Origin of the sequence: Pseudoalteromonas haloplanktis ATCC 14393, assembly GCF_000238355.1 — a bacterium.
Taxonomy (GTDB): Bacteria; Pseudomonadota; Gammaproteobacteria; order Enterobacterales; family Alteromonadaceae; genus Pseudoalteromonas; species Pseudoalteromonas haloplanktis.
Map to the genome: position 1 here is coordinate 50411 of NZ_AHCA01000004.1, position 24943 is coordinate 75353.

Below are 24943 nucleotides of genomic sequence, written 5' to 3' on the forward strand. Positions count from 1 at the left end.
ATCGCTGATTTACACTAAGAACGCTGTATTCAGTCGAAATATTCAAGTCACTTTGACCAAGTGATCTCTGCTAATTGATTAGTCGCTGTTTGGTGAATAATTAGCCCTTTATTACCCATTCGCATATGCCTGATCAACCCGGAGTAAACCCCTTCTTTACTGGGTATTTGCCAGCTTTGCATCGTTTCGCTTTCAAGGTCAAATCTAACTAAGGTTTCAGGTCGTTTTGCTGACTCATTAAACCAAATTGCATTATCTGCATATTCAATTGCGTACGGGTGACTATCTTCACCACTTGGGTTATCCCACTCGGTGATTTTCCCCGTTTTTGGATTAAAACGACCTAGTTTACCCATTCCTGAATTAACATAAAAAATCATATCATTAGGTGTTATAGCAAGTCGTCGAGTGTGTGTTTTAGCACCTGGTAACTTAATTTCGCTAAGCTTCATTGTGCCTTTATCTACCTTAACTAAACAATTACTACCATTACATGAAACCCAGGGGGTACCGGTTGAGTCAAGCTTTATACCGTAAGGACGAGAACCCTTAGTTGGTAAAGTAGCAAGCTGTATGTCACCACTTTTAGGATCAAGTTTACCGATCATATTACTGTGTTGCAGGGTAAACCAAAATATTCCCGCCTCATCAAATACACCGGTGTGTGGGTCACGGGCATTTTCATCAGGCATTTTATAAACTTTAAACTGCTCTGTGACTAAATCTAAATACCCTACAGTGCCATTTTTATTACCTAGGAACCAAGGGGTTTGATTTTTATCAAGCGACACACTGTGCGCATACGTGCCACGGGGTAAAGGGTATTCTTGCATAGCGCCAGTACTAGGATCTAATCGTCCTAAAATATTCCCCCATTGGCCAACCCACCAAATAATACCGTTTTTACCTTGTACAGGATCGCGTGCACGCTGCCCAAGTGTTGGTACTTGCCAATATTTAAACTGTAGCTTGATATCACCCTCTACAACGGTTGATCCGCGATGAGTATTTACAGGATAATGAGTTGCTAAATATTCACCTATATCTTCTTTTAAGTTGCTATTTTCCCCAGTATCAACCATGTAGCTAATAAGCGTTTGCCAGTCTTCCTTACTATAACCTGCGCTGCGCTTTAGATTGCTTAAACTATGACATGTAGAGCAAAGCTGCTCAACTAATTGACTTGATTGTTTATTTTCGGCTGATACAGCTGCTGCAAATACACCTAACACAGCCGTTGTGGCAATATACTTATTAAATAAAAACTTATAGTTACTCATAACGCCCCCCCCCCTTGTTTTAATTATTAAAGCACAGAGAAAATGCCTTTGCTATGCTTTAATAATGCGCTTGTGAGAGAGCAAATATTTTTAATTATAGAAAAGTAAGCTGTAGGTTAAATAACCGACCCAATTACAATTGTGTTTGCTTAATTCAGTAAAGAGTCAGTCCCACTTTGCTATCACTATTACTGCATTTTTTGGTGTTGTATGAGTCGTAAAACGCTTTGCTTAACCTTAACCAAAGTTGGGGTCAACTATTGAATGCTAAATTTGATTGTAACTAGTTTATAGAGGCCAGCAGCACATTATGACAAGCACTTTTTTAAGTAAGCCACAACAAGTCGCACTACAACAAGCACTGAGCCGCACCAAGCTACTTAATAACGACAAACTAACTCATGAACACATCGTCAGTGCTGAACAAAAAGCCTATAGCTTAGTTGCAGTCATGTTATACCGTTTTAATTTACAAAAAATAAAATGGTCATCTTTTTTAAGTACAGCAATAAAGACGACAACCAATGTATGTCAATGGTTAGCCAACGAACTAACTCGCTGCCAACATGACTATAAGGCACAGCCTAATGAGGGAGTGATCAGTGAGCAAAGCGCATTTATGAATGGTATTTTTAGCGAGGAGCTCGCCTACATTGATGCCTTACTCGGCACAGAAACACAAGCAAACTAAAGATATCGGGCTTGTGCTTGTAGAAGTACTGGGGATATTAAAGAGGGTAACTTCCTCCACGCGCTTATCAATTGCCATTAAATTAGCGATCTAACGATAAAACACTAATCACAAAGCAAAAGCTATCACAACCCCACCATACTAAATGGCGGGGTTACGTATAGCTAAACTCTAAATACTATAAACAGTAACGTGCAAATAAACTGCTTAAGCCTGCAGCAGTAGGTTTACCATGCTGCCAATCGCCACCTTCAACACCGCTTCCAGCAATATCCATATGCACATATGGAATTGGCTGAGCAGAGTCGGTGCCATGTTTATCAAGGCCGCCGACAATCGCTAAGAACGCCATTGGAAATTGATGTCCGCGAGCAGTTACCGCAGATGCCGCATTGTTACTTGATAGCACATCATCGGCGAGTGTACGTGGTTTGATAAAATCATAGTCTTCACGGCGACTACGAGATACTTCAGCACCATCTGCCCATAAATCGCCACAATCAGCTAATTTACGAGAGATATGAGCGGCACGTGCAGGGCCATTTTCCACATATGCACTGTATGGTCCCATGGCGCGAGCAGCATGACCGGTTAATGTAGCAACCGTAAAAATCTCTGGATTAACTGCAGTTTTAGCAAGCTCTTTCATTTCACTGAGTAAATCGCCCATTGCTAAGCGACCTTCTGCATCGGTATTACCGATTCGCACACGTACACCTTCACGACTAGTGATAATTTCATCTGGTACAAAGCAATCAGAACCAATCGAGTTACGTACAACGGCTAAAAAGGCAATCACTTTGACGCCTTTAGGAGCAAAGTCCGCCACTGATTTCATAAACCCAGCAACTGAAGCTGCGCCGCCTTTATCACGGCTCATACCCGCCATAAAGCCACCGACTTTTAAGTCTGCGCCGCCGGTATCGTACACTAAGCCTTTTCCAACAAACATCAAGGTGCGCGTTACTTCACCCTCTGGCACATATTCAAGCTTTACAACGCGTGGATGATGACGCTCTACGGCATATGAAGCGCGAGCAACTGTACTCATCATTGGGTACTCTTTATCAATCGTCGCAATATCTGCAATCACTTCAACACTGACTTTAGAACCTTTAAATAAATCGACGCAGTAATCAGCAAAGCGCGGGGGAGCCATACGCTCAGGTTCAGTACCACATAAGTCACGCGCCGCGTATTGCCCAGCAGCAATCGCATTTACAGCTTTAATTGTTTGCTCATTGGCACCAAATAGCGCAATTTGGGTTATAGGCTCAATGCTTTCACCATGATGTTCACGCGCTTCAAGCGGCTGCCACAGCGCTTGGCATGCTCCTAAATAAGCCACTTCTAAGGCATACTGATAACGGCTGTCTTGGCTAGCTTGCGGTAAATAAATAGCAGGTTTAGTACTGCCTGATGCTTTCGCTTCGTTAATAGCAAGTTTAGCGGCATCAAAATAACGACGAACATCATCATAATCACGGTTTAACGGACCTGTTGGCGCTAAAATCACGCGCTTTGAGTCAACCACAAGGAATGTAACTTGTTTCCCGATACGTGCATCTACGGCCATTTGCGATTTAATCGCTTGGCTTAGATTTGGATCGTCTAATTCAGAAAAATTATCGGCAATAATAATAAGCGCATCATGTTTTGCGTTATCTAATTGCGGAGCTGCAACTGCGTGAGGATATGCCATAAAAAAGGTCCTGTTGTCGAAAAAACTAAGGACCTTATTATCATTGATTTAAATAGCTATTGCCAGCAAACCACGACAAGCTAATATGCCGCTGGCAACTTGCAGTTACAGTGTGAAATAAATCGGCTATTCCTTACCCTGCGATTTATTTTCAGCGCGATGCTTTGCAATGACAGACCACGCTTCTAGCATCACCAATACACTAATGATTAAAACAATAATATCCAATGTCACTAATAACCAGTTACCTTGTTGGTAGTACTCGCCTAGTTTGATCACACCAGCAAAAAATGCCATCACTAACACAAAACTCATTGGAATAAGCGTGTACTTAGCTGGGCGGTTTGCTTTGATCAACATCACTGAAATAACTAATAAGGTAAGACTCGCTAAAATTTGATTTGTTGAACCAAACAACGGCCAAATGATCATGCCACCACTGCCATCTGCGCCACCAGCACCAAAGGCTAATAATAAACAACTTAGCACTGCAATAAGTGTGGCTATTACACCATTTTTAATCACTTTAATATTATAAATATCACCCCACTCTTGGATGATGTAACGCTGTAAACGCACGCCTGAGTCCATCGTCGTACCAGCAAACAGCACCACCATAACAGCCAATAAGGTTGACGCTATTTCGTTGGAAATGCCCCAACCAGTTTCGATGAGATTCGCGCCACCATTGACAAAAGCTGCGACACTACCGGCACCTAAATGGCTGTATATTTCATGCCATTCTTCGGGAGATACAGCAAGTGCAACCCCACTTACAGCAACCAAAGTGATCAGTGCTAACATGCCTTCGCCCACAGCACCTAAATACCCAACAAAACGGCCATCAGTTTCTTTATTGAGCTGCTTAGAGCTAGTACCCGATGATACAATGCCGTGAAACCCAGACACCGCGCCACAGGCAATCGTCACAAATAATAATGGAATAATACTCGGAGTATCTATCGCCGTTTGAGTGTTAAACGCAGGGGCGGTGATATCAGGCATAGAAACAAACACTGCACCATATAACAGTACTAAACCCACCAATAACTGCATGCCATTGATGAAATCTCGCGGTTGTAACAACATCCATACAGGTAACAAAGAGGCGATTGCTGCATAAACAAATAAGATCACAATCCAGTTAGCATTCGCGCTTAAACCAAATAACTCGTCAGGCAAAGTGATCGGCATGCTACTACCTAAATAGATGGTGTAATATAAAATCCCCACACCAATGAAACACAGCGGTATGAGAGAGACTTTTTTACGCAGCAATTGGCCAATCACTAACGCCACCACAATTGCAGCCCAAGCGGGGAAAACCGCATTCGGGCTACTAATAAATGATTTTGCAATCACCACCCCAAACACCGCATTAACCATTAGTAACACCAAAAAAACCACAATCATAAATAACGCACGAGTACGTTTACCAATCACGGTTTCGGAAAGTGCGCCCATTGATTTACCTTTATTTCGCGCACTGGCCCATAGTGCGCCCATATCGTGCACACCGGCAAAAAAGATAGTGCCCAGTACAACCCATAACACGGCAGGCACCCAGCCCCAATAAACAGCAATCGCAGGACCAACAATGGGCGCAGCCCCCGCGACAGAGGTAAAATGATGCCCCCAAAGCACCACTTTATTGGTAGGCACAAAATCCTTACCATCTTCGAGTTCATGTGCTGGGGTGACAAAACTGTCATCCATTTTGAAAATCTTTTCGGCGATAAATTTAGAATAAACAAACCAACCAAAAAGCATTCCGACCATACCCAGCAGTACAATTACAACTGATTGCATAGCTCTCTCTCTTATTGTTAACCTAAGCTCTGGATAATAAATTTATTTCCAGCTGGAGACTGTGACTAATATTTATGAATTTAAATCAATATATTAGTAAACCTCTATCCAGAGTCCAGGTTGATTATATAAATGTGTGTTGTTCATTTTCTACACTAGCAAGGTTTGAGCAAAAAACACTCTAAACCTTTAGTCTAATATACTTAACTGAAGGTGCTGTTGCGGCTCGTTTTTTACACCAATCCCAATACCCAGTAATCGTACCGGTTGCTGCTGACCACGTTGATACGCTTTGCTTAACAGTTCAGTAAATATAGCCGTGTCAATTTGATGATAGGACTGATCTGCCGATGTCACCACAAAATTAGCAAATTTAACTTTCACACTGAGTTTATTGATACGCTGTTGTAATTGCTGTTTTGTTAACCGCCGAGTCAGTTCCTCTAGCAAAATAGGTAGCTGATCTAGGCACTCTTGTAAGCTGGTTTTATTGTATTCGTAGGTATGTTCAACACTTAAAGATTTACGCACTCGCTCCGTCGATACGGAGCCTATATATAAGCCCGCACATTTTTGATACAAGGAAACGCCAAAGTTACCAACATGCTGTTGCATCCAATTAACGCCTTTTTCGCACACATCTGCACCTGTATATAAGCCCTTTAAATTGAGTTTCTCTAAAGTGACTTTACCAACCCCTGGTATTTTACCTAAAGGTAATTGTGCTAAAAACTGATCAACTTGCTCAGGTAACACCACAAATTGACCATTTGGTTTATTTTCATCACTGGCAATTTTGGCAATAAACTTTATCGGCGCCACCCCCGCCGATGCGGTTAAACCCGTTGCCGCAAAAATATCGGCACGTATTTGCTCAGCCATTAACGTGGCACTGCCTTTACATGCTGTGCTGTCGGTGACATCAAGGTAGGCTTCATCTAAGGAAAGGGGCTCAATTAAATCGGTATAACGCTGAAAAATGGCACGAATTTGTTGGGAGATTGCTTTATATACTTGCATGCGACCAGGCACAATCACTAAATCAGGACAGCGTTGTTTAGCATGATAGTTTGACATCGCCGAGCGCACACCGTATTCACGAGCAATATAATTGGCCGTCGACAATACGCCTCTTCGGCTATTACCACCTATAGCCAACGGTACATTAGCTAACGCTGGATTGTCGCGCATTTCTACCGCGGCATAAAAGCAATCCATGTCGATATGAATAAACTTTTTCATTTCCAAAACCAAACAACTGTATATATGAACAGTTATTATTAATTAACTTTACCCTAATTAGCAAGTTATCAACTGGGGGATTGTTCTTCTATACTTTTTTTACGTGAAAATAATTTATGACCAAATAACCAAAATACTCCTTCAAAGACAAAACCAAGGATAACTAAAGCTATTGCTCCCGAGGCATTTCCCATTGCGTAGCAAGTAATTGCTAAACACAACAGTGCAAGCAGGGCCAACCACTTTGTAATTTTTGCTGCAACCACGTTCATAATTTGCTCCTTTAAATCATCAAAAAATATAGCCAAACTATATCTATCGTTTACGTAAGCGTGAACTACTAAAGTTAGCATGTTTTGGTGATTTTTCTAATTTTCTTGAGCTAAAAGCAGCATATTGCTAACCTGAGCGTTCATTACAGTAATCGAGTTTGTTTATGCAATCGTTTATAGAACAACACCCTATTCACACCAAAATTAATGTTGCTTGGGGTGAAATGGATGCCTTACAACACGTTAATAATGTCGTTTATTTCCGTTATTTTGAAACCGCCCGAATTGATTTTTTTAATCAAATTAATTTACTCGAAGATCTACAAAAAACCGGTGTAGGACCTGTGATCAGCGAAAACAACGCGCGTTATAAGCGCCCAGTTACTTTTCCAGATACAGTGCTGGTAGGCGTCACAATTAGCGACATTCAAGCTGATCGCTTTATGATGCATTACAACGTGTTTAGTCAAGCACAAAACGCGTTAACAACTATTGGCTCATCGCAAGTGGTGATGTTCAACTTTAAAACTGGCAAAAAAGCCAATTTAAGCGAGCCTCTTTTAGCAGCTCTTAAAACCTACTCGCAAAATTAAATAAGGAATCATTATGCGTTATAACCCTCTTGGTAGGAGTGGCATCAATGTGTCACGCGTGTGCTTAGGCAGCATGACGTGGGGCGTGCAAAATAATCAAGCTGACGCCGATGAGCAAATTGCCTATGCCCTAGATCAAGGCGTTAATTTTATTGATACCGCTGAAATGTATGCGATCCCCCCCACACCTGACACTTACGGCAAAACAGAGCAAATCATAGGGAACTGGTTATCGCGTAATTCAAATAAACGCAATGACATTGTACTGGCAACTAAAATAGCCGGTAATGGTCTATCTTGGGTGCGTGATGGTGGAGATATTACGCGTCAAGCCGTGATCAGCGCCGTTGATGAATCATTAAAACGCCTACAAACCGATGTCATTGATTTATACCAATTACATTGGCCAAATCGCCAATCCCCGCACTTTAGCAAGCAATGGCCAGGTATGATCCGCTTTAGTGATGCCAACACACAGCAGCAGACTGCAAGTATGTTAGACATTCTTGAAGGGTTAAATGACTGTGTTAAAGCAGGAAAAATTAAACATTGCGGCCTTTCTGATGACACTCCTTGGGGGATTAGCCAGTTTTTACGCTTAAGTGAGCAGCACAATTTACCGCGCATGGTATCGATTCAAAATGAGTTTAGCTTATTGCACGCCAAGGATTGGCCTTATTTAATCGAGCAATGTATTCATGAAGATATTGCCTATCTGCCATGGTCACCACTTGCAGGCGGTATGTTAACGGGTAAATACTTAAATGGCGCTCGCCCGCAAGGAAGCCGCTGGACCTTAGTGCAACGTAACGGTTTGTTCCGTGATACAGCACAATCGCAGCAAGCAATTAGTCACTACGTTGAAATTGCCAAACAATATCAATTAACCCCAGCACAGTTGGCGCTGGCATGGTGCGACCAAGTTGATGGTGTTACCTCATCAATTATAGGTGCAACCAGTTTAGCGCAATTAAAAGAAGACATTGACGCATTTAATATCGAATTAAGTGAGCAAGCACTCACTGATATTGATGCAATATTTAGACAATACCCAATGCCATTCTAAACAAAAAAGCCCAGCTTTTGGTTATTTACCCAAACTACCTCAAGATGCAGAATTTAGCGTTTCACAGGGGCTTAGGTATAAAGCTGGGCTGCAAGCAAAGCAAACAATAAAATAACCACTATTAAATAACTAGTTACTTTAGTAGCATGGTAATCAAATAGTTGTACATCTAAATAACGTATCAATATGCAAACAAATAACACTCTGTTGGCGAAATGGCATTTTATCAGCATATTCCTTATCTTCTTGGCAAGTGCTAACGCCGCAGCAAATAATACGGTTAGCGAAATCACTTGGCTGCAAAGCGATACAGCACCGTTCCATTTAAAGAAAAGTACACATGCACCAGATGGTGGTTTATGCGATTATTTAATTGAACAACTTATTGAAACATTACCCAATATAAAACATACCCGCTTATTGCTACCTCAAAAGCGTATCGGTAAGTATTTAGATGAAGGACAAATGGCTTGCTACCCATGTATGATCCACCGGGAAAAAAGCACTGACAGAGTAACCTACTCAATGCCAACGACGGTTTATCCGCCGTTCAATATAATAACAACCCCAGCAAACGCTGAGGCAATTAGCTTACGTCATGGTGATCCTGTACAACTCATTAATCTACTCACCGACACACACTTTATTTTTGGTCAAACCGCCGCAAGAAAGTTTACTCAGGAAATAAATGAAATAGCCCGCAATACTAAAAGCTACGAAAATGCTTCGTTGAGCTGGAGCAGCGAAAACGAAAGTAGAGCCGTGATTGCACGACTTAACCACGGCTATATTGATTACACAATTGACTATCCGTTTCTAGCTGATTATTACAACCGCTTTAGCGAGTTAAGTAATGTGGTTGCGTTACCCATTGCTAATCACCAAAGTAACTTAGTTTTAGGAGCTGTCGGCTGCTCTTCAAACGCGCCAAATAACTTTGCTAATAATGCGCTTCAGCAAATTAACCAAGTATTACAGCACACTATTTTACCATCAGTTCAATACCAAGCATCACAAAGACAGTGGCTTGAATCGACTTTTCCTGACTTTATCACCCACTATCAGCAGCAAATATTAAACGTTAATCGGCCAGCCAATGCTGCTCCAGCAGCCGTTGAGAATCCAAATAAAGCTGAACAATAAACTCACTGCCTTTGCTGACTTCACCAACCCCTTCTGGGGTGCCTGTCATTATAATATCGCCATCTTGCAAGGTCATAAATTGGCTAATTTCCGTTAGGATGGCATCTGCTTTATTGATCATTAACTCGCAATTACCTTGTTGCTGTATACGACCATCAATCATTAGTTTAAAACTAAATAATTGCTGTGCACTATTAATTGGCACAAACTCGCTAAATAATGCCGAACCGTCAAACGCTTTCGCTCGCTCCCATGGCAAGCCTTTCATTTTTAAATGTGTTTGCACTGCTCGTTTAGTTAAGTCTAAGCCAAGGCCTACAGCACTGAGTTGATTATTTTTAACAATAAAACACAGTTCAGTTTCAAAATGTAAGATGTCTTGATTATGTTGACTATGCAACTGTTCACTAATAGCACTGTTTGGTTTTGTAAATAACAACATTTCACTAGGGGTTTCATTCCCCAGCTCAGCAATGTGTGCAGCATAATTCCGACCAATACAGATAATTTTATTGGGTATAACTCGTTGCCCAGCAACTTTAACAGTATTCATTTCAAATTTTCCTCATGCACGTATCGTGTCGCTAATAGTGGTAACAAATTAAGGTTATTAACAAGCATTATCATACAATAATCTCTATATTTGCCACTTAAACCGCAGCTGAACAGCTAATAAGCATACAATTATTGTTTAATATTTCTAATAATAACATAAACATACCAATTAACCGTGGGTACAAAAACTAATAACTATTGACGATTGTTTTACTTTCTACTAACTTAATGTAAGCGGTTACATAAATAAAATCGGGTTCGGCGGTTTTTTTTATAACTAAATGTAAGCGCTTACATTATACGCAACAATAAAAACCAGATCTGGAGATTTGCATGAACCACACACATTTCAAGAAAAAGCAGCTTGCCATTAGCCTGTCCATGGCTATGGGTTTAAGTGCGCTAATTCCCCATACAGCTGTTGCCGAAGAAGAGCCCACAGCAAAAACCGATATAGAAGTTATTCAAGTTTCAGGTATTCGCGGCAGTTTAGTGAAATCTATGGATATTAAGCGCCAATCGGCAGGTGTTGTAGACGCAATCACCTCAGAAGACATTGGTAAATTCCCTGATACTAACCTTGCTGAATCGCTGCAACGGATCACAGGTGTATCAATCGACCGTAGTAACGGTGAAGGCAGCAAAATTACTGTACGTGGTTTTGGCCCAGAGTTTAACTTAGTCACGTTAAATGGCCGCCAAATGCCAACTACCGGTGGCCGCTCATTCGACTTCGCAGACATCGCAACCGAGAGTGTGAGTGGTGTTGAGGTTTATAAAACAGCCCGCGCAGATATTCCAAGTGGTGGTATTGGCGCAACCGTTAATATCAGTACCGCAAAACCATTATCTAATCCAGGCTTACATGCTTCGGTTGGTGCCAAAGCAGTACACGACACGTCTAATGAAACTGGCAAAGATATTACTCCAGAATATTCAGGTATCTATAGCAACACATTTAATGATGACAAATTTGGTATTTTAATTTCAGGTTCAGTTCAAGAGCGCGACAACCGCGAGCAATCAATGGCAGTTGATAACTGGATCCCAAATGTGGATATTTCAGCATCACCAGGCTTATCACTCACCGATAATAACCAACGTGCGGATGGCACCACTTGGTATCCACAAAATGCCGGTTATGCATTTTCAGACAACACCCGTAAACGCACCAATGGTCAGCTAGTACTGCAATACGCCCCCTCTGAAAAGCTTACCGCAACGCTTGATTACACTTATTCAAAACTTGAGTTTGAAAAAGATGGCCGCAGTTTTGGTGTGTGGTTCAATAACGGGGGTAACGTAAATTCAGCAAACATCAATGAAAATGGTACGTACACGCAAGTAAGTGAGTTTGGTGGTGACTATTCAACTAACTTAAATCGCGGTGCAACCACCAACGAAAATAAATCGTTAGGTTTAAACCTTGATTGGCAAGTGACTGACAATTTCAACATTGAGTTTGATGCCCATAACTCCTCTGCCGAAAGCGCAGGTGTTGGTATTGGCCACGATGCATTTATGATCATAGGTAACACATCATGTGATTGGTGTGAAAACCCAACAGTCAATATCGATGAAAAAATGGCAGACTTTAGCCAAGGCGAAATTCCACTTATCGATATGACTTTAACTAATGGCCAAGCAGAAATACTACCAAGTGATATGGGAACTTTGTTTGCTGGAGTTAATAAAGATACAAACACCAACGACCTTGATCAATATCAGCTTAAGAGTACTTGGTATAACGAAAACAGTGGCGCCCTTTCAAGCATTAATTTTGGTGTGTCACATACTAAAATTGAGTTTCGTACTACGCAATCCTACTCAGAGCAGTTAGCCGCTGGTTGGTGGCTAAACTCTGCAGATTGGTACGATGATAGCTTATTTACTCGTGTTGATAGTTCAGGTTTACTCGATGGCTTTTCAGGTGGTGGTAGCGACAAACTACTTAACTACTACTACGATGCTGATTTTAATGAGATTGTAGCCATTGCAGAAAGTATTGATTGCGACCACCCAGATGGCGGTATTGGTGCATGTAGCTGGCCTGCTGATGTAAATGGTCAAGTGCAATCTGGTCCAATTGATAATGATCACCGCGTTAGCGAGAAAACACTCTCATTTTACACGCAAGCAAACTTTGAAACAGAGTTTAACGATATGTACGTCACCATGGCGGTTGGCTTACGTTATGAGAAAACAGATGTTGAATCAAAAAGTTTAGAAAAACCAGCGGCAGGTATGACTTGGGTTAATGGTAACGAATGGTCATATAATTTTGGTGAACAAACGTTCTCAAATGGTGAAGGTAGCACCAGCGAATTCTTACCAAATTTAGATATAAATGTTGAAGTTGCGCAAGACGTGATGGCGCGCTTCTCTTATAGCCGCACACTGGCTCGTCCTCCAGTAAACTCTCTACGTTCAACGACTTCATTTTTAGGTAACCCTAAAGTCGGCCAGCGTAAAGTGGCTGTAGGTAACCCAGATTTAAAACCTTTTGTGTCTGATAACATCGATTTATCACTTGAGTATTATTATGGTGAAGGCAGCTATATGTCGGCGGGTTATTACCGTAAACAAGTTGAAAATTTCATTGTTAACGTAACAACTCAAGAAACCATGGGCGATATTCGTGACCCATTTATTGGTGAGCGCGCAGAGCAAGCACGTGAAGACTTAGCAGCCGAAGGGATCACACCGTCTGATCAAGCGATTCATGACAAAATCAATGAAAACCAAGGCACTGAACAAGGTACCGGCATCACAGGCACAGCGACGGATCCACTCGCTATTTTTGATGTTGCCCGCGATACCAATGTCGAAACAGGTAACTTATGGGGCTGGGAGCTTGCTGCACAGCATATGTTTGGCGATACCGGTTTTGGTTTAGTTGCTAATGCCACTTTCGTATTTGGTGATGTAGAAGCTGATCGTGATGCTGTCGGTTATCAATTCGCTTTACCTGGATTAAGTGATTCGGCTAACTTCTCTGCGATTTATGATTTAAACGGTTTATCTGCTCGCCTATCGTATAACTGGCGTGATGAGTTCTTAACTGGTTTTGATCAACATTCATCGCCTATCTTTACTGAGTCTTATGGTCAGTGGGATATCAATGTTAACTACGCAGTAAATGAGCAGTTAACGGTGTTTGTTGAAGGCCTTAACTTAACAGACGAAACACAACGAACGTATGTTCGTTACTCTGAGCAGTTGTTACGTGCTAACCAATACGGTGCTCGTTACAACATTGGCTTCCGCTACGCTTTCTAGCATTTTGTTGTCAAAAAGCCGCTGCAAAGCGGCTTTTTTTTTCTTTAATATGTTAATTTCAATACATGAAATTTAAGTAACGAGTCGATCTAATGCGTAAAAACGACATAAACCACATCGTTATCATTGGCGGTGGCAGTGCAGGCTGGCTTAGCGCAGGGCTTATCGCGGCTCAAAGCCACCTAACTCACAATGCTAAAGTTACCCTTATTGAATCGCCCGATGTGGCCACTTTAGGCGTGGGTGAAGGTACTTGGCCGACCATGCGTAAAACCTTAAAAACCATTGGTATCAGTGAAACACAGTTCATACGTGAATGTGATGCCTCGTTTAAACAAGGTTCACGCTTTGATGGCTGGTGCGATGATCCAATGAGCGGTCAAAGTAACGAATACTACTATCATCCATTTAGCCTTCCCGTTGGCTATCAAAACATCAATATAGCGCCTTATTGGTTTGCTCAACACGAAGCGGTAAGTTTTAGCCATGCAGTAGCCAGTCAAACTTACTTTTGCGATCACCACAAAGCCCCAAAAACACATTTACACAGCGACTATCAAGCACAAGCTAACTATGGTTATCATTTAGATGCTGGAAAATTCGCCCACCTATTAATGCGTCACTGTGTCGATAAACTCAATGTAACTCACCTGCTATGTCATGTTGATGAGGTGATTAACGATGACGATGGTTATATTAATGCAGTGAGTACTGGCGATCATGGCTTAATAAGTGGTGACTTATTTATTGATTGCTCAGGGCATCATAGCCGTTTAATTGATAAGCACTACAAAATTCCTTTGCAAACCCAAGATCATATTCTGTTTAATGATCGCGCTGTTGCCGTCCAGGTGCCATATGCTGATGACCAACAAGAAATAGTGTCATACACTAAAGCTACAGCACAAGATACAGGTTGGATTTGGGATATAGGCTTACAAACTCGCCGTGGTGTTGGCATGGTTTATTCAAGTGAATATGAATCAACCCAAGGGGCTAAAGATAAGCTAATTAGTTATTTAAAGACTACACAACATGAGCTTGATGTGAGCCAATTAACCATTCGTGAATTGAGCTTTAAACCTGGTTATCGCACACAGTTTTGGCATAAAAACTGTATTGCAATTGGTATGTCAGCAGGCTTTATCGAACCACTGGAAGCCTCTGCGCTGGTGATGGTAGAACTAAGCTTAAATACTTTATTGGCAAACTTTCCAACCCATCGCAATGCGATGCCTCAGCTGAGCAAGCGCTTTGATCAGCAATGCCATTATCGGTGGCAACGGATCATTGAATTTTTAAAGCTGCATTATGTGTTATCAAAACGCAGCGGCGACTATTGGCAAGCGCATAGAAATACCAATACAATACCACAATCCCTGCTTGATAACCTGGCTCTATGGCAATATCAAAGCCCTTGGTTGAATGATTTTGACCGCGCCCAAGAAGTGTTTTCAGCGGCGAGTTATCAATTTGTTTTATACGGCATGAAACACCTCCCCGAATTTCCTCAGATGAACATGCCAGCAGCCATTATTGAGCACTTTACAAATAATCAGCAAACGGCGAAGCAAGGGTTAGCCAACTTACCTACTAACCGCCAGTTACTTGAACATATTAAAAAATTTGGTTTACAGCCTATTTAACTTTAGGGTTTAACTGAACCAATTGAATTAACTATATTGAAGATCAGGAGGCCACATGGCCAACCATGTTTTACTTGATAATATTAGCCACAAAGCGTTAAAAGTGATCACCGAACGTGGAGCTAAATGGGGCGATAACATCAGCTGTACACCTATTTACCCGAGCGAATTCACTAAAGTGCAGGCGAATCAACCCATCGTATTTCGTAAGCATCCTCAATCGGGGCAGTTTGAAGCACTGGCCTTATTTGGCTTTGAAAATAGTGAAAACTTGCTACTTGATGCACAAGGTAGCTTAACGCTCAACTACTTGCCATTGAGTATGCAGCGCCAACCTTTTTTAATCGGCCAACAAACTCACTATAACCAAGGTATCCCTGAGCAATCTTTAGTGGTGCATATTGATTTAGACAGCCCTCGGATTAACCTAGAGCATGGTGAAGATATCTTTTTAGAGCATGGCGGCAATAGCGATTACTTAAGCCATATAGCCCAAGTACTGAATACCCTTCACCTTGAAAACCAAGCGCTGCCTGCATTTTTTGCACAACTCCTTGAGCTTAATTTAATTGAAGCATTTACAATTGAGTACCAACAAAAAAATGCTGATAAGGTCACTGTCGGTGGTTTTTATACGATTAATCAACAAACCTTAAATACCCTCACTAGTGAACAATTACAAACTTTACAGAGCAGTGGTTATTTACAGGCTATTTATATGGCGATTGCGTCACTTGAACAAATTCCTAGCTTACTTAATAAAAAGTGGGCACAGCAGTAATGCAAAGCGTGGCGCAACAAATAAAACAGCAAGTTAGGCAATGCCATATTGATGAAATTAACGACTTGCCTGCCTTTTTGGCTGAGCAAACAGCGCCTATTGTGATCAAGGACGTCTGTGCGCTCTGGCCTATGGTAAAACAAGCTAAACAAAGTAATCAGCAGGCATTAAGTTATTTAAAAAGCCTTGCTCGCAACTCACCAGTGCGAGCATTTTCAGCCCCAGCTCAAGAACAGGGGCGCTACTTTTACAATGCTCAAATGGATGGTTTTAACTTTAGCCAATATGTCAGTAACTTAGTTGAATTACTTGAGCAATTAGAGCAAGTAACAGCAATAACTGAGCCAGACTCTTACTACATGGGATCAACAGCGTGTGATTACTGTGCCCCTGATTTTAATCGTTACAACCCGTTACAGGTCACAGCCCATAAGTGTTTAAAAAGCTTGTGGGTAGGTAATCACAGCCAAATTGCCGCCCATTATGATAATGCCGATAACCTTGCTTGCGTTGGCGCAGGAAGTCGTGAGTTTATTTTGTTCGCCCCAGAGCAAGTAGATAACTTATATATAGGCCCGTTAGAATTCACTCCTGCAGGACAAGCCGTCAGTTTAGTTGATTTTACAGCCCCAGATTTTGAACGTTTCCCCCGCTTTAAACAGGCACTAAATAGCGCGCAGATCGCAAAGTTAACACCCGGTGATGGCATATTCATTCCTGCACTTTGGTGGCACCATGTTAGCGCTCAAAGCGTATTCAACGTGCTGGTTAACTATTGGTGGCGTCAAGCCGCTGATCATTTAGCCAATCCATTTGATGCGCTGCTACACAGCATGCTAGCGATTAAAGATTTGCCCGCAAATCATAAAACGAACTGGCAGCAGTTGTTTAATCATTACGTCTTTAATGACAATGTTGAGCTTGGTGAACACACACCCGATAATGTAAAAGGCATACTTGGGAAAGTAGATGAACTCACTGCACGAAAGATTCGCCAGTTACTATTACAGAAGTTAAATCGTTAAGGTTGGCTGGTGGTTTCTGGTGTTAATAAGATGGGTCTTAAGCCTGCAATTACAACGAGTTCGGCGATGTAACTGCAGGCTAAAGACCCAAATAACTTAAAGACGTTTGGGTATAATCTGCTTAGCAGAATCTTGATACGTTGCGCAGCCTTTGCCCGTTTCAGGGTTAACGCTGCATTCAAATACCCGCACATAATCCACCAGCATTTGTTTTGCAAAGCCACTCTCATCCACGCCTTTTTCATTCACGTTTGCAGGCCAATTACCGCCAATCGCGAAATTCAGCAACATATGAAAGCGCTTATTAAAAGGTGCAAAACCTGAATTTTTTAGTAACGTACCATCAGCTTGTTCACTGACTGAATACCACTGTTCACTTTTGAAGGTGGCAAAGTGAATATCATCCACATACCAGCGCATTTCATCTTGCTGCCACTCTAGAGCATAAACATGAAACATATCAGCTGGGTTTTGATCAGCAGCAAATGTGTACGCTGTGCCACTGTAAACATTGTTAGGGGCTGGACCACCGTAATGCAAAGTACCGTGCACACGGCTCTCAAGCGTACCAGTTGGCGCCGTTTTATCATCTGTTGGTACTTTAAGATTCACCGCTTCCATGATATCGATTTCACCTGAAGAGGCCCAACGACCATACTCCCAATCAGTAGGTAACATCCAAATTGCAGGCCATGCACCTTGCCCTGCTGGCAGTTTTGCGCGAATTTCAAAGCGGCCATATTGCCAATCCCCTAAACCTTTACTGCGTAACCGCGCAGAGGTAAATGACTGGGTCTGAGTAAGTGCTCGCTCTGCAGCACTATTAACGTCATCACGATTAAATTTAGGACCCGTGTATTGCTCTTTATGGGCGACTAAATGCAACAATCCTTGCTCAACAAAACTGTTTTTGGCTCGTGCGGTATAACACTGTTTTTCGTCGTTGCCACCACCATGACAGTTTACTTCATGGGACCATTTTTGTGAGTCAATTTGTGAGCCATTAAATTCATCTTGCCACACCAGCTGCCAGCCTTCACCGATGCTTGCGGTTACAGGCCGAATTTGCTCTACTTGTTGGCAAGCGCTAAGTGCGCTTGCCAACATCAGGAGTAGCGGAGCTTTTATTGACATACCACAGCCGACTCTGGTGTACGTTCAGTTGTTATCATTAACTTAGCGATAGACAACTGCCAATCCCCTTGTGTGCTTAACTGCCACGGTGAAAACACTTGCCCTAGGTTCACATTTTGCTGAGCAAAACAGGCTAAATCAATGTTCAATGTTTGCCACTGTGCGTTTTTACTTAATTGCTCAGTGATATCGAACTTGCCTTGGCAATCATCGCCACACTGCATACCTAACCACAGCGGGCTTGCGCCTGCTTTATCCACTTTGACCTGCATTTGTAGCTGCCCTTGTTTTTCAACAAAAGAGCGTAGATCTGATGGAAACGCCGCCATTAAGCGAATGGCCGCCAACTCTTCACCTGTAAAGGTGATAGCACGTGCATCTTCTTGAACGTCTTTATCAAAGGTTTTAACACTCACAGCGCCAACCGTTTCCCGGCTGCTTGCCATCGTTTTTTGTTGCTCACCACTTTGTAATACTAAGCTCCACGGTGCTTTTACAGCGCGTTCAAATAACACTAAATCTTCAAGCTGCTGCGTTACTTGGCTTTGCTCTTCAAGGTCATCAGCTAAGGTGTTTTCGTCGGTGTAGGTTAAACCAAAGCCATATGGCAGCAATGGTGCGTATTCAGTGTCTCCACGGTTGGCATTATCAATTGGGTTGTTAGGCCAAGAGAATGACAGCTTACCTTTAAAGTCATGGTTTACAGAGCCGTCAGCATTGGCAAATAACACATCGCTGATGGCATCCCCTTCACTACCTGGAAGCCAAGTAGCAACAAAGGCATCACTGGCATTTAATTCTGCGTTCACCCACATAGGGCGACCACTAATGAATAATGATACAACTGGAATACCGGCTTGTTTGAACTTACGCAACAACGCTAAATCTGTTTTATTACCACGTTGGTATTCAAGGTTATCTAAGTCGCCGTTGCCTTCTGCGTATGGTTGCTCACCAAACACCACGATGGCCACATCTGGAGATGTTTTAAACTCACCATTTAAGTCATACTGCACTTGGCCACCAGCTTGCTTAACCGTGTGCTCAATACCATCCAAAATCGATGTGCCGCCAGGGAAGTCACTATTTTCGTTACCTGTCCCTTGCCATGTGATACTCCAACCACCTGACTGCATACCAATGTTATCAGCGCCTAAACCCGCAACAAGCACATTTGCTTTTGGTGAAAGAGGCAGTAACTGCTGCTTATTTTTAAGTAATACTAATGACTCGCGCACCGCTTGCTTTGCAATTGCACGGTGTTCTGCGCTGCCAATAACCTCTGTTTTACCTGATAACGGACGCTGCGCTGGGCTTGGTTTATCAAATAAACCAGCACGCATTTTCACGCGTAAAATACGTGTCACCGCATCATCAATTCGGCTTTGAGCAATATCGCCACTTTTAACTTGAGCAATTAAGTTTTCATAAAGCGGCTTCCATGCATCGGTTGGCACCATGTATACATCTAAACCAGCATTGGCTGCCTGCGCACAATTACCATTTGTACAACCGTCGATTTGCCCGTGACCATTCCAGTCACCCACTACAAAACCATCAAAGCCCATTTTGCCTTTAAGCACATCGGTCAGTAAGTATTTGCTGCCATGAATTTTTTCACCATGCCAACTATTAAATGACGCCATAACTGTTTGCGCGCCGGCACCTAAGCCACCCACATAGCCTTGGGCATGGATATCGAACAGTTCTTGCTCTGATGCAATGTTATCGCCTTGATCGTCACCACCTTGCGTACCACCATCACCCAAAAAATGCTTAACAGTACTAATAACGCGTTTATCAGATAAAAAGTCTTGATCGACCGCGCCTTGCAAACCCTTTACAATTGCTGCTGAGTAATCACGCACGATTTCAGGGTCTTCTGAATAGCCTTCGTAAGTGCGACCCCAGCGATCGTCACGCACCACAGCTACAGTGGGTGCAAACACCCAATCAATACCTGTTACCATCACTTCTTGTGCGGTTGCTGCGGCTATTTTTTCAATCAACGCAGGGTTGTTTGTCGCGCCTAAACCAATGTTATGCGGAAATAAAGTCGCGCCAATCACATTGTTATGCCCATGTACTGCATCGGTGCCCCACATGGTTGGAATACTAATGCCATCCAGCGAGTCATCGACAGAAGCCTGATACATTTTTTCTGCAAGCTCTATCCAATCAGCTGCGCTGGCGTGTTTATCGTTATTAGGAAACGCACCACCACCATTTAAATATGAGCCAAAACCATACTTACGCATATCTTCCACTGTAATATCGCGAATTTCCGGTTGGATCATTTGTGCAATTTTTTGCTCAAGCGTCATGCTATTTAACAACGTGGTAATTGCCGCCTCCATGTTGGCATCATCATTAATACCCGTGGTGATTTTTGGCCAAATTTCATCGTTTGCAGTTTTGCTCGCTTGTATGTGCTCAGGCCCCGAGCAGCCGTTCATCGCTATGGTCGCCATCACTAGCGCTGTAAGTGTGAATGGTTTTTTTAATGTCATGTTTTGCACCTATTATTTATGACGAGGAGAAGATACTTTTGAGCCAACCAGCGCAAAGTAAGTGATATATAAATAACAGCCTATTGGTAGTAACAGCGCTAACTGCACGCCAATACTGTCAGCGAGTACACCTTGTAGTAGTGGAATAATCGCACCACCAACAATCGCTAAGCAAAGAATACCTGACCCTTGTGAAGTGTATTTACCAAGCCCCTGTAACGCTAAGCTAAAAATAGTTGGGAACATGATTGAGTTACACAGACCGACCAATAAAAGCGCCCACATGGCAAATCCACCTTGGCCAGTCATTGCCATAACAATCAATACAATGGCAAGTAAGCCATGACATGCCAGCACTTTACCGGCATCAAATTTTTGCATCACTACTGCGCCAATAAAACGGCCTATCATCGCACCGGCAAAGTAATAACTAATGTAATGAGCCGCTTGCTGCTCGGTTAAACTGCTAATATGATCAAGCGTTAAAAAACCCACCAAGAAACTACCAATGGCAACCTCAGCCCCCACATAAACAAAGATACCTAATGCGCCAAACAGTAAATGACGGTATTGCCACACACTACCTAAATCAACAAATCCTTCAACCTGCTGACTTTGAACTTGAGAGTCACTTTCTTTACCTAATTTCGGCAATTTTAAAAATGCGAAGATAACCGCAAGCACCAATAGACTGGCTGACAGCATTAAATACGGGAGTTTCACTTGCTCTGCCGTTGCTTGACTCACTTCAGTTAAAATTAACCAACCACCAAAAATAGGCGCTATTGTAGTTCCTAATGAATTAAATGCTTGAGTCATGGTTAGGCGTGATGAGGCTGTTTTAGGCGACCCCAACACACTTACATATGGATTAGCTGATACTTGTAAAATAGTGATACCCGATGCTAATACAAACAACGCCAATAAAAATAATTCATAAACATGTGCCACTGCTGCAGGATAGAAAAGTGCACACCCTATAGCGGCAACCACAAGCCCGACGACAATACCAAACTGATAACCAATTTTACTAACCAACTTCCCCGCAGGGATCGACATTACAAAATAAGCCCCAAAAAAGCAGAACTGAACTAACATTGCTTGGGTATAATTTAGCGAAAACATACCTTTTAAATACGGGATCAAAATATCATTTAAGCAAGTAATAAATCCCCACATAAAAAATAGTGTAGTCAACGACGTTAAAGCAAACGCTTGCTTGCCCAATGGTTGCTGGCTATGTTCGTTCTCTGCCAAAGTGTGTGTGACATGTGCCATATTAAAATCTCTAATTGTTTTTAATTATCAGTTTATTACAACTACTAGCAGGTTCTTTTATTAAAACTATAAAAACAAAAAATAGTTGCAACATTAAATGTAAGCGCTTACATTTATAACATATAAATCGAATTTAGCAATTTATTTACAAAAAACTTGTAAGCGCTTACATTGAAAAGCTATGCTGTCTTCAAAATAAATATTAAGCGATTACGACTACCGAAAATTAAAAGGTGCACCTTGAGCGAATTTAAAACTATATCACTGCCCTCAAATTCCCCCATGCTAATGCCACAGTTCGTATTTGGCGTAGCAACGGCTTCATTTCAAATTGAAGGAGCACGTGATACCCGCTTACCTTGTATTTGGGATACTTTTTGCTCAAAACCTGGAGCAATTGCTGATAATAGCCATGGCGATATTGCCTGCGATCATGTCAATTTATGGCAACAAGATATTGAAATGATCGCAAACTTAGCCGTGGATGCATACCGACTCTCTATTTCATGGCCACGCGTGCTGCATCAAGATGGTACAGTGAATGAACAAGGCATTAGTTTCTATCGTAATTTATTAACTGCATTAAAAGCACGAAATATTAAAACCTATGTCACTCTTTATCATTGGGATCTGCCACAACATTTAGAGGATCAAGGTGGTTGGCAAAACCGTGAGACCGCCTACGCTTTTGCAGCCTACACCGATGTAATTAGTAAAGAGCTCACCGGCTTGGTCGATTCATATGCCACTTTAAATGAACCATTTTGTAGTGCTTATTTAGGGTACGAAATAGGTGTTCATGCACCAGGTATCAAAAGTCAGCAAGCAGGACGTCAAGCTGCTCATCACTTACTATTAGCACACGGCCTTGCGATGCAAGTGTTACGCCAAAACTGTCCTGATACTGAAGCTGGGATTGTACTAAACTTTAGCCCGAGCTACCCACTGACATCAGCAGATCAAACAGCAGCAATGCTTGCTGATCAATATCATAACCAGTGGTACATCAAAGCAGTACTAGAAGGACAATACCCTGACTTGCTGAGCAAACTCAATATCAACGTACAGCCAGTAATTGCCCCTGGCGATATGGCTATAATTAGCCAGCCAATTGACTTTATTGGGGTTAATTACTATACCCGCATACATTATCGCAACACTGAAGATAACTGGTTTGCCGAGGCTAATATTGATAATGTGCCAGTCACGGATATGGGCTGGGAAGTTTATCCGCAAGGCTTAACTGAGTTATTGGTTTCGTTAAATGAGCAATACCAGTTACCCAAAGTCTATGTAACAGAAAATGGCGCGGCCATGGCAGATCACTTGCATGAAGGGCAAGTAGCTGATTTAGCAAGAGTAAGCTACTATCATACCCATCTTAATGCTGTTCATGACGCAATAATTCAAGGCGTTGATGTCAAAGGCTATTTTGCATGGAGCTTATTGGATAACTTTGAATGGGCGTACGGCTACGAAAAACGCTTTGGTTTGGTTTATGTTGACTATTCGAATCAGCAACGGATACTTAAAGAAAGCGCTAAACAATATCGCCGCTTACTGCAACAACGTAAAAAATAACAATAAAATTGAGTGCCAATTATGCTAACTAAAAAAGAAAAAATAGCCTATGGCTTAGGTGATACTGCCAGTAACATCATTTTTCAAACCGTAATGCTATTTTTGACTTTTTTCTATACTGATATTTTTGGCATATCGCCTGCTATAGTCGGCACTTTATTTTTAGTCGTGCGCATCATTGATGCAGTTACCGACCCATTAATGGGCGCACTCACAGATGCTACACGCACAAAATACGGCAGCTATCGCCCTTATCTATTATGGCTGGCAATCCCATTTGGGGTGATCAGTATTATTACCTTTACAACGCCAGATCTTAGTCCAAGCGGCAAAGTGATTTATGCATTTGTCACTTATACTTTACTGATGTTGGTCTACACCGCAATTAACATACCTTACTCAGCACTAGGTGGCGTGCTTAGCCGCGATCCTAATGAGCGCGTTTCAATTCAATCATATCGTTTTGTATTTGGCATGTTAGGTGGCTTACTCGTAAGTAGCTGTACGCTACCTTTAGTCAATTGGCTTGGTCATGGGGATAACGCCCTTGGTTACCAACTCACTATGGTCATAATGAGCTGTTTTGGCGTGATACTATTTTTAGTGTGCTTTCGATTTACCAAAGAGCGGGTAGTGGCACAGCAGCATAAAACCCTGACTCTTAAAGCACAAATGGCCACTTTATGGCAAAACGGGCCGTTTAAAATACTCTGTGCTGCTGCCCTAATGTTATTAACCAGTATGGTATTACGTACCACCTTAGCAATTTATTACGTAAAATATGTGCTCGGGGAAGGTGATTTAGTCACTCACTTTGTTACTCTCGGTATGATAGGCAATATCTTAGGCTGTGCCTGTGCGCAACCATTGAGTAAACGCATTGATAAAAAAACCGCTTATATTTATCTACAGTATATTTCTGCGGCTCTTAGCTGTGTTGCCTTTTGGTTACCTAGCGAGCAGCTTATTTTGGCCTTTGCAGTGTACTTTTTATGGTGTTTTTTCACTCAAATGGCAACTCCGCTGCTATGGGCAAAAATGGCCGACGCTATCGATTACGGACAATGGCAAAATGGCCACCGCCTAACCGGTCTTGTTTACGCGAGCGTGGTGTTTTTTATTAAACTCGGTTTAGCACTGGGTGGCGCGATTGCTGGCTGGTTATTAGCCTATTATGGTTACCAAGCAAATACTGAATTAACTGAGCTGACTAAAACTGGAATTTTAACCTCGTTTACTCTTTACCCTGCTATTGGCAGCGTACTTGTCGCTTTGATCATGACAAGGTATATTCTTGATAATAAAACTTTAAAACAGATAAATGACGATTTAGTAGCCCACACTCAAAAGGAATAA

General features: G+C 42.0%; 19 protein-coding genes. 10 read left to right on the top strand and 9 right to left on the bottom strand.

Annotated features, from left to right (window positions below; all coding sequences use genetic code 11):
- Nucleotides 1–47 precede the first annotated feature (47 nt).
- Entirely contained in the window at nucleotides 48–1280 is a 1233-nt protein-coding gene (locus PHAL_RS0109190; protein ID WP_016708105.1) for a Vgb family protein, read from the bottom strand.
- A gap of 310 nt (nucleotides 1281–1590) precedes the next feature.
- On the opposite strand from PHAL_RS0109190, the gene PHAL_RS0109195 reads away from it, so the two are divergent.
- Nucleotides 1591–1971 (top strand): hypothetical protein, encoded by a 381-nt coding sequence (locus PHAL_RS0109195; protein ID WP_016708106.1) that lies wholly within the window; start codon nucleotides 1591–1593, stop codon nucleotides 1969–1971.
- 178 nt (nucleotides 1972–2149) lie between these two features.
- On the opposite strand, the gene PHAL_RS0109200 is transcribed toward PHAL_RS0109195, so the two are convergent.
- The 4 genes from PHAL_RS0109200 to PHAL_RS22920 form a co-directional block, all read right to left on the bottom strand.
- Nucleotides 2150–3673, bottom strand: coding sequence for a M17 family metallopeptidase (locus PHAL_RS0109200; RefSeq protein ID WP_016708107.1), 1524 nt, complete (start codon nucleotides 3671–3673; stop codon nucleotides 2150–2152).
- 126 nt (nucleotides 3674–3799) lie between these two features.
- The gene (locus PHAL_RS0109205; RefSeq protein ID WP_016708108.1) at nucleotides 3800–5482 is read right to left on the bottom strand and encodes a carbon starvation CstA family protein; all 1683 of its coding nucleotides are present in this window, start codon (nucleotides 5480–5482) and stop codon (nucleotides 3800–3802) included.
- A 189-nt stretch (nucleotides 5483–5671) separates the two neighbouring features.
- Entirely contained in the window at nucleotides 5672–6724 is a 1053-nt protein-coding gene (dinB, locus tag PHAL_RS0109210; protein ID WP_016708109.1) for a DNA polymerase IV, read from the bottom strand.
- 68 nt (nucleotides 6725–6792) lie between these two features.
- Entirely contained in the window at nucleotides 6793–6996 is a 204-nt protein-coding gene (locus tag PHAL_RS22920) for a hypothetical protein (RefSeq protein ID WP_016708110.1), read from the bottom strand.
- Nucleotides 6997–7160: 164 nt separating this feature from the next.
- Here PHAL_RS22920 and PHAL_RS0109220 point away from each other — a divergent pair, with 164 nt between their 5' ends.
- The 3 genes from PHAL_RS0109220 (at nucleotide 7161) to PHAL_RS0109235 (ending at nucleotide 9798) form a co-directional block, all read left to right on the top strand.
- Nucleotides 7161–7589, top strand: a complete 429-nt coding sequence (locus tag PHAL_RS0109220; RefSeq protein ID WP_016708111.1) for an acyl-CoA thioesterase — start codon at nucleotides 7161–7163, stop codon at nucleotides 7587–7589.
- A gap of 13 nt (nucleotides 7590–7602) precedes the next feature.
- On the top strand, nucleotides 7603–8655 hold the full coding sequence (locus PHAL_RS0109225) for an aldo/keto reductase (RefSeq protein ID WP_016708112.1): 1053 nt from the start codon (nucleotides 7603–7605) through the stop codon (nucleotides 8653–8655).
- 186 nt (nucleotides 8656–8841) lie between these two features.
- Entirely contained in the window at nucleotides 8842–9798 is a 957-nt protein-coding gene (locus PHAL_RS0109235) for a hypothetical protein (RefSeq protein ID WP_016708114.1), read from the top strand.
- Here PHAL_RS0109235 and PHAL_RS0109240 read toward each other — a convergent pair.
- Nucleotides 9737–10351 carry a fumarylacetoacetate hydrolase family protein gene (locus PHAL_RS0109240; protein WP_016708115.1) on the bottom strand — a complete coding sequence of 205 codons (615 nt, stop codon included), beginning with the start codon at nucleotides 10349–10351 and terminating at the stop codon, nucleotides 9737–9739. The genes PHAL_RS0109235 and PHAL_RS0109240 overlap by 62 nt on opposite strands.
- A gap of 335 nt (nucleotides 10352–10686) precedes the next feature.
- Here PHAL_RS0109240 and PHAL_RS0109245 point away from each other — a divergent pair, with 335 nt between their 5' ends.
- The 4 genes from PHAL_RS0109245 (at nucleotide 10687) to PHAL_RS0109260 (ending at nucleotide 17084) form a co-directional block, all read left to right on the top strand.
- Nucleotides 10687–13632, top strand: coding sequence for a TonB-dependent receptor (locus PHAL_RS0109245; RefSeq protein WP_029216095.1), 2946 nt, complete (start codon nucleotides 10687–10689; stop codon nucleotides 13630–13632).
- 92 nt (nucleotides 13633–13724) lie between these two features.
- On the top strand, nucleotides 13725–15278 hold the full coding sequence (locus PHAL_RS0109250) for a tryptophan halogenase family protein (protein ID WP_016708117.1): 1554 nt from the start codon (nucleotides 13725–13727) through the stop codon (nucleotides 15276–15278).
- A 55-nt stretch (nucleotides 15279–15333) separates the two neighbouring features.
- Entirely contained in the window at nucleotides 15334–16059 is a 726-nt protein-coding gene (locus tag PHAL_RS0109255) for a SapC family protein (protein WP_016708118.1), read from the top strand.
- Nucleotides 16059–17084 (top strand): cupin-like domain-containing protein, encoded by a 1026-nt coding sequence (locus PHAL_RS0109260; RefSeq protein ID WP_016708119.1) that lies wholly within the window; start codon nucleotides 16059–16061, stop codon nucleotides 17082–17084. The genes PHAL_RS0109255 and PHAL_RS0109260 overlap by 1 nt, the downstream gene beginning before the upstream one ends.
- A 96-nt stretch (nucleotides 17085–17180) precedes the next feature.
- On the opposite strand, the gene PHAL_RS0109265 is transcribed toward PHAL_RS0109260, so the two are convergent.
- From PHAL_RS0109265 to PHAL_RS0109275, 3 genes are read right to left on the bottom strand one after another with little or no spacing between them, the layout of a single operon-like run.
- Entirely contained in the window at nucleotides 17181–18218 is a 1038-nt protein-coding gene (locus PHAL_RS0109265) for a glycoside hydrolase family 16 protein (protein ID WP_016708120.1), read from the bottom strand.
- On the bottom strand, nucleotides 18209–20728 hold the full coding sequence (locus tag PHAL_RS0109270) for a glycoside hydrolase family 3 protein (RefSeq protein ID WP_016708121.1): 2520 nt from the start codon (nucleotides 20726–20728) through the stop codon (nucleotides 18209–18211). The genes PHAL_RS0109265 and PHAL_RS0109270 overlap by 10 nt, the downstream gene beginning before the upstream one ends.
- A gap of 12 nt (nucleotides 20729–20740) precedes the next feature.
- Nucleotides 20741–22006 (bottom strand): sugar MFS transporter, encoded by a 1266-nt coding sequence (locus PHAL_RS0109275; RefSeq protein ID WP_016708122.1) that lies wholly within the window; start codon nucleotides 22004–22006, stop codon nucleotides 20741–20743.
- Nucleotides 22007–22288: 282 nt separating this feature from the next.
- On the opposite strand from PHAL_RS0109275, the gene PHAL_RS0109280 reads away from it, so the two are divergent.
- Together PHAL_RS0109280 and PHAL_RS0109285 are read left to right on the top strand one after the other, a co-directional pair.
- The gene (locus PHAL_RS0109280; protein ID WP_016708123.1) at nucleotides 22289–23587 is read left to right on the top strand and encodes a GH1 family beta-glucosidase; all 1299 of its coding nucleotides are present in this window, start codon (nucleotides 22289–22291) and stop codon (nucleotides 23585–23587) included.
- 21 nt (nucleotides 23588–23608) lie between these two features.
- The gene (locus tag PHAL_RS0109285; RefSeq protein WP_029216097.1) at nucleotides 23609–24943 is read left to right on the top strand and encodes a glycoside-pentoside-hexuronide (GPH):cation symporter; all 1335 of its coding nucleotides are present in this window, start codon (nucleotides 23609–23611) and stop codon (nucleotides 24941–24943) included.